The organism is Pseudonocardia sp. Cha107L01, assembly GCF_052566575.1.
Window position 1 is genome coordinate 7523799 of the sequence record NZ_CP199579.1, and the last position, 16020, is coordinate 7539818.

13 protein-coding genes are annotated in these 16020 nt (G+C 70.5%); 6 read left to right on the forward strand and 7 right to left on the reverse strand.

Annotation, left to right across the window (positions count from 1 at the left end; translation table 11 throughout):
- Positions 1–281: 281 nt before the first annotated feature.
- Positions 282–3212, reverse strand: a complete 2931-nt coding sequence (gene uvrA / locus ACTXG6_RS35475) for an excinuclease ABC subunit UvrA (protein ID WP_445183694.1) — start codon at positions 3210–3212, stop codon at positions 282–284.
- Between the two features lie 240 nt (positions 3213–3452).
- On the opposite strand from uvrA, the gene ACTXG6_RS35480 reads away from it, so the two are divergent.
- Positions 3453–4151: a GntR family transcriptional regulator gene (locus tag ACTXG6_RS35480; RefSeq protein WP_445183695.1), complete on the forward strand. Its 699-nt coding sequence runs from the start codon at positions 3453–3455 to the stop codon at positions 4149–4151.
- A 106-nt stretch (positions 4152–4257) separates the two neighbouring features.
- Here the strand turns inward: ACTXG6_RS35480 and ACTXG6_RS35485 are convergent, their stop codons facing one another.
- A complete protein-coding gene (locus ACTXG6_RS35485; protein WP_445183696.1) occupies positions 4258–5640 on the reverse strand; it encodes an OFA family MFS transporter in 1383 nt (460 codons plus the stop codon).
- Positions 5641–6563: 923 nt separating this feature from the next.
- Between ACTXG6_RS35485 and ACTXG6_RS35490 the strand changes: the two genes are divergently transcribed.
- Positions 6564–7238, forward strand: a complete 675-nt coding sequence (locus ACTXG6_RS35490; protein WP_445190187.1) for an MBL fold metallo-hydrolase — start codon at positions 6564–6566, stop codon at positions 7236–7238.
- Positions 7239–7263: 25 nt separating this feature from the next.
- Positions 7264–7752: a ribonuclease HI gene (rnhA, locus tag ACTXG6_RS35495; protein WP_445183697.1), complete on the forward strand. Its 489-nt coding sequence runs from the start codon at positions 7264–7266 to the stop codon at positions 7750–7752.
- Here the strand turns inward: rnhA and ACTXG6_RS35500 are convergent.
- Together ACTXG6_RS35500 and ACTXG6_RS35505 are read right to left on the reverse strand one after the other, a co-directional pair.
- The gene (locus ACTXG6_RS35500) at positions 7741–8499 is read right to left on the reverse strand and encodes an HpcH/HpaI aldolase family protein (RefSeq protein WP_445183698.1); all 759 of its coding nucleotides are present in this window, start codon (positions 8497–8499) and stop codon (positions 7741–7743) included. The two genes, rnhA and ACTXG6_RS35500, sit on opposite strands and share 12 nt — an antisense overlap.
- A gap of 50 nt (positions 8500–8549) precedes the next feature.
- Positions 8550–9164 carry an MmpS family transport accessory protein gene (locus ACTXG6_RS35505; protein ID WP_445183699.1) on the reverse strand — a complete coding sequence of 205 codons (615 nt, stop codon included), beginning with the start codon at positions 9162–9164 and terminating at the stop codon, positions 8550–8552.
- Between the two features lie 190 nt (positions 9165–9354).
- Between ACTXG6_RS35505 and ACTXG6_RS35510 the strand changes: the two genes are divergently transcribed.
- The 3 genes from ACTXG6_RS35510 (at position 9355) to ACTXG6_RS35520 (ending at position 12053) form a co-directional block, all read left to right on the forward strand.
- A complete protein-coding gene (locus ACTXG6_RS35510) occupies positions 9355–9924 on the forward strand; it encodes a TetR/AcrR family transcriptional regulator (protein ID WP_445183700.1) in 570 nt (189 codons plus the stop codon).
- Positions 9925–10041: 117 nt separating this feature from the next.
- Positions 10042–11472 carry an MFS transporter gene (locus ACTXG6_RS35515; protein WP_445183701.1) on the forward strand — a complete coding sequence of 477 codons (1431 nt, stop codon included), beginning with the start codon at positions 10042–10044 and terminating at the stop codon, positions 11470–11472.
- A 77-nt stretch (positions 11473–11549) separates the two neighbouring features.
- Complete coding sequence (locus ACTXG6_RS35520) at positions 11550–12053, forward strand: metallophosphoesterase family protein (protein ID WP_445183702.1); 504 nt, start codon at positions 11550–11552, stop codon at positions 12051–12053.
- A gap of 27 nt (positions 12054–12080) precedes the next feature.
- On the opposite strand, the gene ACTXG6_RS35525 is transcribed toward ACTXG6_RS35520, so the two are convergent.
- Genes ACTXG6_RS35525 through ACTXG6_RS35535 form a run of 3 tightly spaced genes read right to left on the reverse strand, consistent with a single transcriptional unit; the run spans position 12081 to position 15889 of the window.
- Positions 12081–13364, reverse strand: coding sequence for an MFS transporter (locus ACTXG6_RS35525; protein WP_445183703.1), 1284 nt, complete (start codon positions 13362–13364; stop codon positions 12081–12083).
- Positions 13357–14862, reverse strand: coding sequence for an MFS transporter (locus tag ACTXG6_RS35530; protein ID WP_445183704.1), 1506 nt, complete (start codon positions 14860–14862; stop codon positions 13357–13359). The genes ACTXG6_RS35525 and ACTXG6_RS35530 overlap by 8 nt, the downstream gene beginning before the upstream one ends.
- 34 nt (positions 14863–14896) lie before the next feature.
- Positions 14897–15889: a TerC family protein gene (locus tag ACTXG6_RS35535; protein ID WP_445183705.1), complete on the reverse strand. Its 993-nt coding sequence runs from the start codon at positions 15887–15889 to the stop codon at positions 14897–14899.
- Positions 15890–16020: the final 131 nt, after the last annotated feature.

A 16020-nucleotide genomic window follows, 5' to 3' on the forward strand; every position in this document is an offset into this window, starting at 1 on the left:
GTGGCAGGACCGGACCCGGGCATCTGATTCGACAGCCGGGTGGGAGCGGGGCTCCGCTTGCTGCACATCACGCCAACGCAACGAGTACGCGGGCGCGACGAGCTGGTCGCCCCGACAGCATAACAGGTGGACCAGGTCACGAGGTCGGCCGGCATCAGTTGCCGTACCGGCCGGGCCAGGCCGGGCGGGCAAGAGACCGGCTGAGCGGGGGACCTGGACGGGCACACATCAGCACCGCGGCGCCGAATTGAGGATAGGTCGGCGATGACGACGCACAGCGGTCAGCTGGCGGCGGCCGACGCCCTCGTCGACTTGGTCGCCTTGCCGCGCCTGGCGGCCACCGGCTTGGCCGCGGCCGGGGTCACCAGCCTGGACAGGAACTGGCCGGTGTAGCTCGACGGGTGCGCGGCGACCTGCTCCGGCGTGCCGGCGACCACCACGGTGCCACCGCCCGAGCCACCCTCCGGACCCATGTCGATGACCCAGTCCGCCGTCTTGATCACGTCCAGGTTGTGCTCGATGACAACGACCGTGTTGCCCTTCTCGACCAACCCGTTGATCACGACGAGCAGCTTGCTGATGTCCTCGAAGTGCAGCCCGGTGGTCGGCTCGTCCAGGATGTAGACGGTCCGCCCGTTGGAGCGTTTCTGCAGCTCACTGGCCAGCTTGACGCGCTGCGCCTCACCGCCGGAGAGCGTCGGCGCCGGCTGGCCGAGCCGCACGTAGCCCAGCCCGACCTCCACCAGGGTGCGCAGGTACCGGGCGATCGAGTTGATCGGGGCGAAGAACTCGGCCGCCTCCTCGATCGGCATGTTCAGCACGTCGGCGACCGTCTTGCCCTTGTAGTGCACCTCCAGGGTCTCCCGGTTGTACCGGGCCCCCTTGCACACCTCGCAGGGCACGTACACGTCCGGCAGGAAGTTCATCTCGATCTTGATGGTGCCGTCGCCGGAGCACGCCTCGCAGCGGCCGCCCTTGACGTTGAAGGAGAACCGGCCGGGCTGGTAGCCGCGCACCTTGGCCTCGGTGGTGGCCGCGAACAGCTTGCGCACGTGGTCCCACACCCCGGTGTAGGTGGCCGGGTTGGACCTCGGGGTGCGGCCGATCGGCGACTGGTCGACCTGGACCAGCTTGTCCAGCCCCTCCAGCCCGGTGATCCGGGTGTGCCGGCCGGGCACCTGGCGGGCCTTGTTCAGCTTGTTCGCCAGCACCGTCGCGAGGATGTCGTTGATCAGCGTCGACTTGCCGGAGCCGGACACCCCGGTGACCGCGACCAGGCCGCCGAGCGGGATGTCCACGTCGATGTCGCGCAGGTTGTGCTCGCGCGCCCCGACGATGGTCAGCTTGCGCTTCGGATCCAGCTCGCGGCGGATCTCCGGGGTGGCGATGGCGCGCCGCCCGGACAGGTACGCCCCGGTCAGCGAGGTGTCGTGGGACTCGAGGTCGGCGACCGAGCCGCTGTGCACGATGTACCCGCCGTGCTCGCCCGCGCCGGGGCCGATGTCCACCGCCCAGTCGGCGGACCGGATGGTGTCCTCGTCGTGCTCGACGACAATCAGCGTGTTGCCCAGGTCGCGGAGCCGGGTCAACGTCTCGATGAGGCGCCGGTTGTCGCGCTGGTGCAGCCCGATGGACGGCTCGTCGAGCACGTACAGCACGCCGACGAGGCCGGACCCGATCTGGGTCGCCAGCCGGATGCGCTGTGCCTCGCCACCGGACAGGGTGCCGGCCGCGCGGTCCAGCGACAGGTAGTCCAGCCCGACGTCGAGCAGGAAGCCCAGCCGCGCCTGAACCTCCTTGAGCACCCGCCCGGCGATCATCGACTGCCGGTGGTCCAGCTCCATGTCGCTCAGGAAGTGCGAGCAGTCCGCCACCGACATCGCGCAGACCTCGGCGATCGACCGGTCGCCCTGCTCGTGGTGCCGCAGCGTGACCGCAAGCACCTCAGGGCGCAGCCGCGCCCCCTTGCAGGCCGGGCAGGGCACCTCGCGCATGTAGCCCTCGTAGCGCTCCCGCATCGACTCCGACTCGGTCTGCTCCATCCGCCGCTCGAGGAACGGCACCACACCCTCGAACGCGGCGTAGTAGGAGCGTTCCCGGCCGTACCGGTTGTGGTAGCGCACGTGGACCTGGTCGTTGGACCCGTGCAGCACCGCCTTCTGCGCCTTGGCCGGAAGGCTCCGCCACGGGGCATCCATCCGGAAGCCGATGGACTCGGACAGTGCCCGCAGCAGTCGCCCGAAGTACTCCGCCGACTGCCCGCCGGCCCACGGCGCGATGGCGCCGTCGGCCAGGCTCAGCTCGTCGTCCGGGACCACCAGCTCGGGGTCGACCTCTTTCCGCACGCCGAGCCCGGAACAGGTCTGGCAGGCGCCGTACGGGGAGTTGAACGAGAACGTCCTCGGCTCCAGGTCGTCGAGCGAGACCGGGTGCCCGTTCGGGCAGGCCATCCGCTCGGAGAACCGCCGCTCCCGGGCCGGGTCGTCCTCGGGCAGGTCGACGAAGTCGAGCACGACCAGGCCGTCGGCCAGCCGCAGCGCGGTCTCCACCGAGTCGGTGAGCCGCTGCTTGGCGCTGTCCTTGACGGACAGCCGGTCGACGACGACCGCGATGTCGTGCTTCTCCTGCTTCTTCAGCTTGGGCGGGTCGCTCAGCTGGTGCACGGTGCCGTCCACCAGCACGCGGGCGTAGCCCTGGGTCTGTAGCTGGGAGAACAGGTCGGCGAACTCGCCCTTACGGGTGCGCACCACCGGCGCCAGCACCTGGAACCGGCTGCCGGCGGCCATCTCCAGCACCTGGTCGACGATCTGCTGCGGGGTCTGCCGCTCGATCACGTTCCCGCACACCGGGCAGTGCGGCACCCCGGCCCGCGCGTAGAGCAGCCGCAGGTAGTCGTACACCTCGGTGATGGTGCCGACGGTGGAGCGGGGGTTGCGGTTGGTCGACTTCTGATCGATCGACACCGCCGGGGACAGGCCTTCGATGAAGTCGACGTCCGGCTTGTCCATCTGCCCGAGGAACTGCCGGGCATACGCCGACAGCGACTCGACGTAGCGGCGCTGCCCCTCGGCGAAGATCGTGTCGAACGCCAGGCTCGACTTACCTGACCCGGACAGCCCCGTGAATACGATGAGACTGTCCCTGGGCAGGTCGAGATCGACGCCGCGCAGGTTGTGCTCGCGCGCGCCACGTACTACGAGTCGGTCGGCCACAGACGTCCTTTCCGACGGCCGGGAGATACCCGTTCCATGGTAGGCGTGCCCCCCGACAGAACCGTCGCGCGGTACAGCCGCCCGGCCCACCGCCGGCCTCGCACACCCCGCGTACCGCACGTTCGGGGGTGAGCCGTTTCACCGGCCGTCCATTCTCTGCACTCTGTATGCTGTAAGCAGTCCACCAAAACCATCGGCTGGGCCTCAGTGTCGGTGGGCAACCAAGGCTGGGAGCTTCTGATGCCGGTGACCGGGACTCGAGCACCGGCCAGCACACGGATCGTTCGACCGGTTCCGCTGCGCGAGAGTGTCCAGGCGGCCATTCTGGACATGATCGTCAGCAGGGAGCTGCGCCCGGGCCAACATCTGGTGGAGAACGAGCTCGCGACGCTGCTCGGGGTGTCCCGCCAGCCGGTCAGAGAAGCTCTGCAGTGGCTGCGGAACGACGGTTGGGTGGAGCTCCGGCCAGGGCACGGGGCATTCGTGCACGCACCGACCACCGAGGAAGCCGACCAGTTGCTGACGGTCCGGCGACTGCTCGAAGCCGAGTCCGCCGCGCTCGCCGCGCACAACGCGGACGCGGCGGGCATCCGCCGGCTGCGGCAGATCTACCAGCGCGGCATCGAGGCGCTCGCGGCCGATGATGTCGAGGCCGTGATCAAGTGCAACGCGGAGCTGCACGCCGAGGTGACCCGGCTGTCCAAGAACACCGTGTTGATCGAGCTGACCTCGACGGTCGCGCAGCGGGTGCGCTGGTTGCACGCGCCGGTCGCGCGCAGTCGGGGCCAGGCATCGTGGGACGAGCACCAGGAGCTGATCGAGGCCATCGAGGCCGGGGACGGGGTTCGAGCCGGTCAGATCATGGCCGAGCACACCGAGCACACCCGCCGCTCGTACCTGCGCAGTGCCGCCGAGGCGGCGGAGATCGCCACCGCCTAGTCTAGCACAGCCCCGCCCCGGTTCCGCCGGCCCGCTGGCGACCGACCAGAACGGGACATGAGCCGCACGGATGCGGCTCATGTCCCGTCAGCTCCCGAAAGTCCGATCAGGTCAGGACGTACCCCTGCTGGTCGGATTCAGGTGTGTTGTCACCGCTCTTGGCCTTCGGCCGCCCCGGTGCGCTGAGGAAGAGCGCTATGAACGCGGCGAACAGCGAGATGGAGCCGGCCAGGGTGAACGCCCCGGAGTGGCCCCAGTTGGCCACCACGACCGCGCCCATGCCGGACCCGAGCAGCCCGGACACCAGCTTGGAGCTGTAGACCAGGCCGTAGTTGGAGGCGTTGTTGTTCTCCCCGAAGTAGTCGGCGGTCATCGCCGCGAACATCGGGAAGATCGCGCCGCCGCCGAACCCGGAGATGCTGGAGAAGAGCAGGAACAGCGGCAGGCTCTTGATCTCGGCGGACCACAGGATGCCGTACTGCGAAAGGCCGAGCACGATGCAGACGAAGATCAGGCACCGCTTGCGCCCGTAGAGGTCGGACAGCCAGCCGATCACGCCGCGCCCGGTGCCGTTGACGATGGCCTTGAGCGACATCGCGGTGGCCACGATTCCGCCGGCGAAACCGGCCTCGTTGCCGATGTCCACCTGGAATGCGATGCCGAAGATGTTCACGCCCGAGGTGCACAGCAGGCAGAACCACATCAGCGCGACCCGCCCGGTCTGCCAGGCCTCCCTGGGGGTGTACTGCCGCACGGCGGGCGGGTTCATCTTCATCGCGCGCCGGGCGCGCGGGTCGTCCGGCTCCCGCAGCGGGTCGACCTCGGCGGGCCACCAGTTCTTCGGCGGGTCCTTGAAGAAGTAACCGGCCACGGCCACCGTCGCGGCCAGGAAGAGGCCGACCGAGACCAGGACCCAGCGGAAGTTCGTCAGGTCCATGAACGTGGCGAAGATGAACACGAACGGAACGGAGCCGTAGGCGAACCCACCGTTGACGAAGCCGGTCTTGCCGCCCTTACGTTCCGGGTACCACTTGCCGACCATGTTCACGCAGGTCGCGTAGACCATGCCGGCGCCCATGCCGCTGAACATGCCGAAGCCGAGATACGCGACGACGACATGTGGCGCAAAGGCGAGGGACAGATAACCGAGCAGGGTGCCGAGCGCGCCGAGCATCATTGCCCAGCGGGCGGGCAGTTTGCCGCTCTCCCTGAGTTTTCCGGCGGGGAAAGCCACCGCCGCCTGGAAGAACACCCACACACCGAGCATCCAGAAGATGTGCAGGCTGCCCCACCCGTGTGCGGTGTGCAGGGTCTCCTCGGCCGAAGCGAACGCGTACTCGGCCGAGCTGATGCCCATCATGCCGACCCACGGCAGGATGACCATCCACTTGCGTTTGCGGCCCATGATGTCGATATCGGACTCGCCGATCCGGTACATCCGGCCGTTGGTGTCGACAATCTCGCGGTACGGCTGTGCTGTGACAGTCACGCTGGACGTCTCCTTTGACGGAAAAGAGTGCGGGGGTAGTTCCCTTCGACGATCAGTTGGCCGCCCGAGATTCGCTCGAGATTGCGGACCGTAGGGCCGTTCCGGAGGCACACCCGGGAGATGTCTGCTTCATGCGACCGTCAGCTCCTCGTCGTCTCGCCAGAACGGGCGATCAGGAGTTCCATACTGCATACCGTATGTGGAATTCGTATTCTTCTCAGCTAGCGATGTCCAGACCCAGAGCAGCTCAGAGTGAGGATTGACCCAGAAGTCGCACTCGAATCCTGAGAACATGAGATCTCTCTCAGCTTGCGCAGTCGCTACCTGAGGGTCCTTAATGTCTTTTGGAGCAGTCTGCGACGACTGAGCGCGAGGGTGGTGCGGCCCGCTACGGCCGGCACGGCTCAGGCGACGCCGAGCAGCCGGCGGGGGTGAACCCCGTCAGGCACCTGAGGAGTTCGGGGCCGACGTAGTCTCCCTGGCCATGGACGAGCACCTTGTCGCCGAGGTCGAGCAACAACACCAGCTCCTGGCCACCCTGGATCGGGTCGTCGGCCCAGCCCGCCGTGCTGGACGCGCTGCGTGCGGCGCACACCGCCGACTTCTCCATGGTCACCGTGGACGGGCACGTGCTGGGCCGACAGGCGGCGCTGGACGGGTTGGCCGGCGCGGCGAACAGTCGGCCCGGCCTGCGCATCCTGATCAGCGACGTCACCGTGGCCGCCGAGCTCGTTGATGCCGTGCTGGTCGGGTTCCTGGAGACGCACGTGCAGCACGGGCACACCTCCTCGCGCCGGGTGACCGCGCTGCTGCGGTCCGAGCGGAACGCGCCGCACGGGCTGCGCTGGCGGCACGTGCACGAGACGCCGACCCCCAGTAGTTCAGCGCTGCCCCGGCGACCGCGAGCGGCTAGGGTCTCCAGTGTGGACGTGCTGGACGAATACACAGGTCACACCGACCCCGGCGGTGCCGCGACCCGCCGCACCCTTGACGCGCTGACGATCACCAAGGTGTCCGTCGGCGAGTACGACAACAACGCCTACCTGCTGGTCTGTCGAGCCACCGGCGACGCCCTGCTGGTCGACGCGGCCGCCGAACCGGACCGGCTGATGGACGTCATCGGGCACGGTGACAACCGCCCTCAGCTGCGCACCATCGTGACCACCCACCGCCACCCGGACCATTGGCAGGCTCTGGGCGCGGTCGCCGGCATGTGCGAGCCGGTCACCGTTGCGCACCCCGCCGACGCACCCGAGCTGCCGATCCCGGCCGATCTGCTGGTCGACCACGGCGACACGGTGCGCGTCGGCGAGCTCGACCTCGAGGTGATCCACCTGCGCGGGCACACCCCCGGCTCGATCGCGCTGTTGTACCGGGGCGAGGACCGGCCGCACCTGTTCACCGGTGACTCGCTGTTCCCCGGCGGCGTCGGGAAGACCTGGACGCCGGAGGACTTCGTCTCCCTCGTCGACGACGTGCAGCACCGGATCTTCGACGAGCTGCCGGACGACACCTGGTTCTACCCCGGGCACGGCGACGACTCGACGATCGGCGCCCAACGGCCGTCCGTCCCGGAGTGGCGCAGCCGAGGCTGGTGAGCACCTGATCGGTATGTTCTCCGGCGTGGCGGACGACGAATCCGGGCGGACGGTGGACATCTACACCGACGGCGCGTGCAGCGGGAACCCGGGACCGGGTGGCTGGGGCGCCGTGCTGCGGTACGGCCGCCACGAGAAGGAGCTGTACGGCGGCGAGCCGGGCACCACGACCAACAACAGGATGGAGCTGATGGCGCCCATCCAGGCGCTGGAGAGCTTGACCCGGCCCTCGACGGTGTGCATCTACACCGACAGCACGTACGTGCGCAACGGCATCACGTCCTGGCTGCCCCGCTGGAAGAACAATGGCTGGCAGACCAGGGACAAGGCCCCGGTGAAGAACGCCGACCTCTGGCAACGCCTCGACACGGCCGCCCGCCCGCACCGGGTGGAGTGGAAATGGGTCAAGGGCCACGCCGGACACCCCGAGAACGAACGCGCCGACCGGCTGGCGGTCCGGGGTGTCGAGGAGGTGCGGGGTACGGCGAATCGCCCGCCGGGGTCAGCCGGCTGATCGGGAGCCGAGCGCACCGCGCGCCGCGGCCAGCTCAGCCTGGCCGCGGCGGAGCAGCACGCGGTCGCCGGTCACGGTGAGGAAGCGCAGGCCCCTGGCGGCGTAGTCGCTGCCCGCGGCCAGCCCGGGAACCACGCCGGCCGAACCGCAGGCCGCGACCACCTGGTCGACGGCCTTCTCCACCTCGGGTGCGAACGGCGGCGGCCCGGGCGGCAGACCGAGTGTGATGGCCAGGTCCGCCGGCCCGATGAAGATCCCGTCGATGCCCGGGGTGGCGGCGATCTCGGCGACGTTGGCCAGGCCGGTGGCGGTCTCCACCATCGCCAGACAGGCCACCTCCCGGTTCACCTGCTCCGGATCGGCGCCCAGCACCTGGGTGGACCTGGTGCCGGCGTAGCTGCGGGTCCCGGCCGGGAAGAACCGGCTCGCCGCTGCCGCCCGCTCGGCGTCCTCCCGGGTCTCCACCATCGGCACCACGATGACCTCGGCGCCGGCGTCGAGCGCGTGCCCGATCGCGTAGTAGTCGTTCGTGGGCACCCGCACCACGGGCGTGACCTCGGTGTTCGTGGTGACCCGCAGCAGTGGCTCCAGGTCGGAGATCCCGTACTCACCGTGCTGGCAGTCGAAGAGGATGAAATCGAAGCCGCACCACACCAGCTGTTCGACCACGGCGGGGGCCGGGATCCAGCACCACGCCCCGAGCGCCGCCCGGGTGTCCCACACGCGTCGCAACCTGTTGCCGGTCATGTCACCCCGTTCGCTCGCTGTCCCCGCAGCCTAGGGCGCGAGCCGGGGAGCTATCGGACGACGTTGCCGGTACAGGTGGCGACTCCGTGGGTGCCGTCGCTGGTCACGTCGGAGACCACCGCGCCGTTCACGCTGATCCGGCAGCTGATCGCACCGTCGCCGGCGTTCTGCGCGGTGATCGTCGGGATGAAGCCCTGGGACGCGTCGAACTCGGTGCGCCACGGCAGCTGGATCGGCGTCTCCGGCACGGCCAGACCATGGCGGGCGGTGGTGAACGTGACGAAGCCGGCCCACGCCGGCCCGTCGATCTCGTAGCGCACATGCGCGTTGGCGATCGGCACCGGGACGGGGCTGGCCAGGTGTCCCTTGGCGAGCGGCCGGGCCGGGGCGGTCTCGGCGACGGAGGCACGGTCGGTGACCGGGGTACTCCCGTCGGCCGCGCCGGGGAACACCTCGGTCGGGGTGCCGATCACCGCCGCGCCGGCCACGCCAGCGCAGCACAGCGCGAGCACGGCGACGCCCGCCACCAGCCACGGATAACGCAACCGGGGGAAGAACGACCGCTCGGAGAGCCGGGCCTGGCCTGATCGGGGCCGGAGCGCCCGGCGACCGCGCACTCCGGAACGCCGCGCATGGCGCGGGCCGGTGGTCGGCGGTGGACCCATGCTCAGTCGGCCTTCCGCTGGCTGGAACGCGCGGACACTCTCCTGGGAGCATCGGAACAGCCCGCCCGTGTGTTACCACTGCCACACCGAGGCAACCTGAGGCGATCTCGCCGCCAGCCGTACAGCGGATCACCCGGTCGTGTCTACGCCGTACACATACGGTGATCCAGGGCTGCTCTACGGTGGACTAATGGCCGTCGGCACCGCGGATCGCATCGCGGCGGCGGCCAGGACGATCGTGCTCGACGAGGGCGCCGACAGGGTCAGCATGCGGCGGGTGGCCGCGGCCGTCGGGATCACCCCGATGGCGATCTACCGGCACTTCTCGGATCGGGACGCGCTGCTGCGCGCGGTGGCCGAACAGGGCTGGGTCGAGCTCACCGACCGCTGGGGACGAGGCGAGCCGAGGGACAACCCCCGCGCCGAGCTCCGCCGGACCCTCAACGGGCTGCTGGACTTCGCGCTGGAGCAGCCGAAGCTGTACACACTGCTGCACGACCACCGGGGCGGCCGGAGCGGCGGTGACTTCCGCTCCGACGAGTCCCCGGTGCTCAACGCGGTGGCGGCCGCCGTGGACGAGGGCATGCACCGGGGTCTGTTCGCCCCCGACGAGGTCGCCGAGGTGGCGCTGAGCATCGCCGCGCTGATGCACGGGCTGATCTCGATGCAGCACGCCGGCCGGCTCGGCCTGTCCGACGCCGAGTTCCGGGTGCTGTGCGGGACCGCGATGACCCGGCTGCTGCACGGCGTCGGAGCCTGACCCCCGGACACCCCGCCCTGGCCAGCCCACGCACGACGCCGGCCAGCCACGAACACCGGGAGCCGCGCGAGAACACTTCGGCATCCACCGAAGTCTTGGCGACGGACACTCGGAGCCGTGGGCAATCGGACTCGAACCTCGGAACCGGACACCACGGCACCGGACACCACGGAACCGGACACCACGGAACCGGCCAGGCCCTCGGTGGCCCTGGTGGCGCTGTGCCTCGGCTACTTCATGGTGATCCTGGACGTCACCGTCGTCTCGGTGGCGGTGCCCTCGCTCGGGCGTGACCTGTCGGTGGGCGTCACCGGCCTGCAGTGGGTGGTCGACGGCTACACGCTGGTCTTCGCCATGCTGCTGCTGCCCTCGGGCGGCGCTGGTGACCGGCTCGGCGGCCGCCGGGTGCTGCTCACCGGGCTGTGTGTGTTCACCGTCGCCTCGCTGGGCTGCGCGGCCGCCCCGAGCGCGGGGCTGCTGGTCGCCGCCAGGTTGGCGCAGGGCGTCGGGGCGGCGCTGCAGGTGCCGGCCTCGCTGTCGCTGCTGCGGGCCGCCTACCCGGACCGGGCGGCGCGGGCACCTGCGTTCGGTGCCTGGGGCGCGGTCGCCGGCGTCGCCGCCGGCGCCGGCCCGGTATTGGGCGGCCTGCTGGTCAGCGGGTGGGGCTGGCGCTCGGTGTTCGCGCTCAACGTGCCGGTCGGGCTGCTCGCGCTCGCGCTGACGGTCCGGTACGTGCCGGCGCCGGCCGCCACCGGGTGGGGCGGTCGGCGCGGGTTGGACCTGCCGGCCCAGTCCCTCGGTGCGCTGGCGGTGGCAGCGCTGACCAGTGGCCTCATCGAGGTCGGCGGACGCGGCTGGAGCGCTCCCCCGGTGCTCGCCTCGGCCGCGGTGGCCGTGCTCGCCGGGGGCGGGTTCGTGCTGCTCGAGCGGCGGGCGAGGCACCCGCTGCTGCCGCCGATACTGTTCGCCTCGCACACCTTCCGGGTGGCCGCCGCGGTCGGGCTACTGCTCAACCTCGGTTTCTACGGAATGATCTTCGTGGCCACCGTGTACTTCCAGCAGCTCCGCGGTTACGACGCCCGTACGGCCGGTCTCGCCCTGCTGCCCGCACTCGGTATGGCGATGGTGTCCTCGGCGCTGGCCGGCCGGGTCACCGCGCGCACCGGGCCCCGGCTGCCGATGGTGCTCGGGTTGGTGGTCGGCGCGGCCGGGTTGTTCGGTTGGCTGCTCGCCGGGCCGGCTACCGGGTACCCGGTGCTGGCCGTGGCGATGCTGGCCGCCGGCTTCGGCACCGCGTTCACCATGCCGGCGGCCACGGCGGCGATCATGTCCGCCGCGCCGGAGGCCACCGGCGGTGTGGCGGCCGCGGTGTTCAACGCGGGCCGGCAGGTCGGCTCGGCGGTCGGGGTCGCGCTGCTGGGCAGCCTGCTCGCCGGTCCCGGCCGGTTCGTGCCCGGGCTGCACGCCGGCGCGCTGGTGGCCGGTTGCGGGTTCCTGCTCGCCGCGGCGCTGGCCGCCACGGTGCGGCCCGGTACGCCTGGCCTGTGAGTGGTATTGAGCGACCAATACCACTCACAGGGGTGCCGGCGTGCGGGGCGCTGTCGGCGTGCCGCACGATGGGCCAGGTGCGGTTGCTGCTGATCTCCGACACCCATCTGCCCGGCCGGGGCCGGCGGATACCCGAGCCACTGTGGCGCGCGGTCGAGGCGGCGGACGTGGTGGTGCATGCCGGCGACTGGGTCGGCACGGCCCTGCTGGACGAGCTCGAGGCGCGGGCACGGCGGCTGATCGGCGTGGTGGGCAACAACGACGGCGCCGAGCTGCGCGCCCGGCTACCCGAGGTGGCCACGGCCGAGCTGGACGGCGTGCGGCTGGCTGTGGTGCACGAGACCGGCCAATCCAGTGGCCGGGAGCGGCGCTGCGCGAGCCGGTTCCCGGACACCGACGTGCTCGTGTTCGGGCACAGCCACATCCCCTGGGACACGGTCGCCGACACCGGCCTGCGGCTGCTCAACCCCGGCTCCCCCACAGACCGCAGGCGCCAGCCGACACACACCTGGATGACCGCCCGCATCGAGGCCGGCCGCCTGCTCGACGTCGAGCTGCACCACCTCGAGCGGCCGACCTGACCGCCGCGCGAGGGACACCGGCCGGAGCTAGCGCCCGGCCGGCTCGGTCAGGTCGACGGTGCGGGTCTCCGTGGCCGTGAGGTAGACGATCAGGCTGATCAGGCAGGTGGCCGCCAGGTACCACGGGAACACCGCACCCCGGCCAGTCTGGCTCAGCGAGGTCACCAGGTACGGCGCGGTGCCGCCGAAGATGGCCACCGTCAGCGCGTAGGGCAGGCCGATACCGGCGGTCCGCACCGAGGTCGGGAACAGCTCCGCCATCGCCACCGGGGCGACCGCGCCGTAGCCGGCGAACAGCACCAACCCGATCGTCATCACCAGGAACAGCGACCAGCCGGACGCCGACATCAGCGCGAACAGCGGCACCGACAACAGCACGAAGCCGAGCCCGAAGTAGATCAGCAGCGGGCGCCGGCCGATCCGGTCGGACAGCGCGCCTAGCGGCGGAAGGATCAGCACCAGTACGAGCTGCGCGGCGATCGAGGCCCACAGTGCGGACGACGTGGGCACCCCCTTGACCTGCAGCGCATAGCTGGGCAGGTAGACCGCGAAGGTGTAGTAGGCCACCGTGCCGCCGACGGTGAAGCCGACCACCCTGGCCACCGCGGCAGGGTGCTCGCGGAACGCGCGCAGGGTGGGCCGCTCCGGCCGGCTCCGCTGCGCGGTGAACGCGGCGCTCTCCACCAGCCGGGCCCGCAGGTACAGCGCGACCAGTGCCAGCAACGCGCCGACGACGAACGGCAGCCGCCAACCCCAGTCCCGCATCTGGGCGGCGCCGAGGGTGCCCACCAGCACCGCTCCCAGCACCGTCGCGAGCAGCGTGCCGATCACGTTGGACACATAGAAGAAACTGGTCACGAACCCCCGCCGCCGAGGTGGCGCGATCTCGGCCAGGTAGCTGGCGGACGCGGCGAACTCCCCGCCGGTGGACAGCCCCTGCAGGATCCGGGCGAGCAGCAGCAGGATCGGCGCCAGCGCACCGACCTGCGCGTACGTCGGGCTGACCGCGATCAGCAGGCTGCCGGCCGCCATCAGCAGCACCGAGAGCACCAGCCCGCCGCGCCGCCCGGCCCGGTCGGTGAACCCGGCGATCAGCAGCCCGCCGAGCGGCCGGAAGAAGAACCCGACCGCGAAGATCGCGAGCGTGCCGAGCAGCGCGGACACGCTGGAGCTCTTCGGGAAGAACTGCGCGGAGAAGAACACCGAGAAGATCGCGTACGCCTGCCAGTCGAACCACTCGAGGGTGTTGCCGAGCAGCGTCGCCAGCAGCGAACGCCGCATCCCGGGCTGGCCGGGCCGGGGCTCACTCACCGAGTGCCTCGTGGATTGGCTCGGGCCGCACCCGCCGATCACCGCCGCGGACCAGCTCGAGAACCGCGATCGCCAACGCGACCAGCACGAAACCCACGGCGAACAACAACGCGGTGAAGATCGCCGTGCCCGGACGTTGGCCCGCGACACCCAGCACCGTGTAGTACACCCCGGCCAGCAGCGCGGTGCCGATCGACGAACCGACCCGCTGGCCGGTCTGCAGCGCCCCGCCGGCCGCCCCGGCCATCCGCACCGGCACCTCGCCGAGGGTCAGCGTGATGTTCGGCGTGATCACCATGCCGCTGCCGATGCCGGCCACCAGCAGCGGTGCGGCCGAGACCAGCGCGGCCGACGACCCGGTGTGGGTGCGCAGCACGAACGCCGCGACCATCAGCCCGCCCACCACGAGGCACAGCCCGTAGACGGTGAGCCACCGGCCCCAGCGCGCCACGAGCGCGCCGCCGGCCCACGCCGAGACCGCCGAGCCGACCGCGAACGAGGTCACCGCCAGCCCGGAGTGCAGCGGCGAGTAGCCGAGGCCGAGCTGGAAGAACAGCGCGAGCACGATGAAGATCCCACTGAACCCGACGAAGTAGGTGAGCCCGAGCGCGGAGCCGGACGCGTAGCCGGGGGTGCTGGTGAGCAGCCGGGGGTCGAGCAGCGGCGGCCGGTGCCCGATCCGGGCCACCCGCGACTCCCACCTGGCGAAGCCGACCAGCAGCACCGCACCCACCACGATCAGCCACCACAGGTCGCGGAACCGGTCGTACTCCAACAACGGCAGCATCATCGCCAGCACCGCGGCGCCGAGCAACACCGTGCCGACCGGGTCCAGCCGGCGGCGCACCGGCGTCGTGTCGGCGGCCTGTTCCTCGTTCCGCCCGGGCAGCAGCCGGGGCGCCAGCGCGAGAGCCACCAGGCCGATCGGGACGTTCACGTAGAAGATCCAGCGCCAGCCCTCCGGCTCGCCGAACACCGCGAGGATGACCCCACCCACGATCGGCCCGACCGCGGTGGACAGCCCCACCGACGCGCCGTACAGGCCGAATGCCCGGCCGCGCTCGACACCCCGGAACAGGTCCTGGATCACCCCGGAGTTCTGCGGCCCCAGCATGCCGGCGGTGAACCCCTGCACCAGCCGCGCAATGATCAGCAGCAACAGCGACGGCGCCGCGCCGCAGAGCGCGCTGGTCAGCACGAACCCGCCGAGCGAGATGATGAACATCTTCCGCCGACCCAGCGCGTCGCCGAGTCGCCCGGCCGGCACCAGGGCCAGGCCGAAGGCCAGCGTGTAGCCGGACACCACCCACTGCACCCCGGACGCGGAGACGCCCAGCGACTTCTCGATCGAGGGCAGCGCGACCGCCACGATGCTCACGTCGAGCAGGCCCATGAAGCCGGCCGCCAAGGTCACCCCGAGCGCCCGCCAACGGCGCGGATCGACCTGGTACCCAGAGACGGTTGAGCCGGGCTCAGCCGGCCGCTGGGTGGTACTCACCCGACAAGTGTGCGCCGGGCGCGGGTCGCCGACCTTACGCGGTGGTGCTAGTCACCGAGTTCGCGTCGCGCCGAGTCTTGATCAAGCTGGCCACTGTGGTGATCGCCAGAACGCCCACGATGACCCCGAGGGACACCGCGATCCCGACCTGCGGCACCGGCACCGCGTCGCCGCCGTTGATGAACGGCAGCTCGTTCTCGTGCAGCGCCTCCAGCACCAGCTTGACGCCGATGAAGGCCAGGATGACCGACAGGCCGTAGGACAGGTACACCAGGCGCTTGAGCAGGCTGCCGAGCAGGAAGTACAGCTGGCGCAGGCCCATCAGCGCGAACGCGTTGGCGGTGAAGACCAGGTAGGGCTCCTTGGTCAGCCCGAAGATCGCCGGGATGGAGTCGAGCGCGAACAGCAGGTCGGTGGTGCCGATCGCGATCATCACCACCAGCATCGGGGTGACCCAGCGCTTGCCGTCGATCCGGACCACCGTGCGGGTGCCGTGGTATTCGTCGGTCACCGGCAGCACCCGGCGCAGTAGCCGCAGCGCGCTGTTCTCCTTGTACTCCTTGTCCGACTCCCCGTGGCTGCGGACCAACCGGTAGGCGGTCACCAGCAGCACCACCGCGAACAGGTAGAACACCCAGCTGAACTCGGCGATCGCCGCGGCCCCCACGGCGATGAACGCGCCGCGCATGACCAGCGCTATCACCACACCGACCAGCAGTACCCGGTGCTGGTGCTCCTCCGGCACCCGGAACGCGGTCATGATGATCACGAAGATGAACAGGTTGTCGACCGAGAGCGAGTACTCAGTGAGGTAGCCGGCGAAGAACTCGCCGGCCGAGGTGCCGCCGGCGAAGTACCAGACACCGAGCCCGAACAGGACCGCCAGCGCCAGGTAGAACAGAACCCAGCGGGTCGCCTCGGCGAACTTCACCCGGTGTGGGTGGCTGTCGACCACAAACAGGTCGACCAGGATCACCGCGAGCAACGCGGCGACGGTAACGAACCACAGCCAAACTGGGACATTCACTGGTGACGCCTCCGGACAAGATCATCGGTCATGGACCGAAGTCTCTCCCGCCAACTTTCGCTGGCCGATGACACCGGGCGCTCTGCCGCCGTGCTGACGATGTCGCCGATTGCGGGATACTCCCCTAGGCA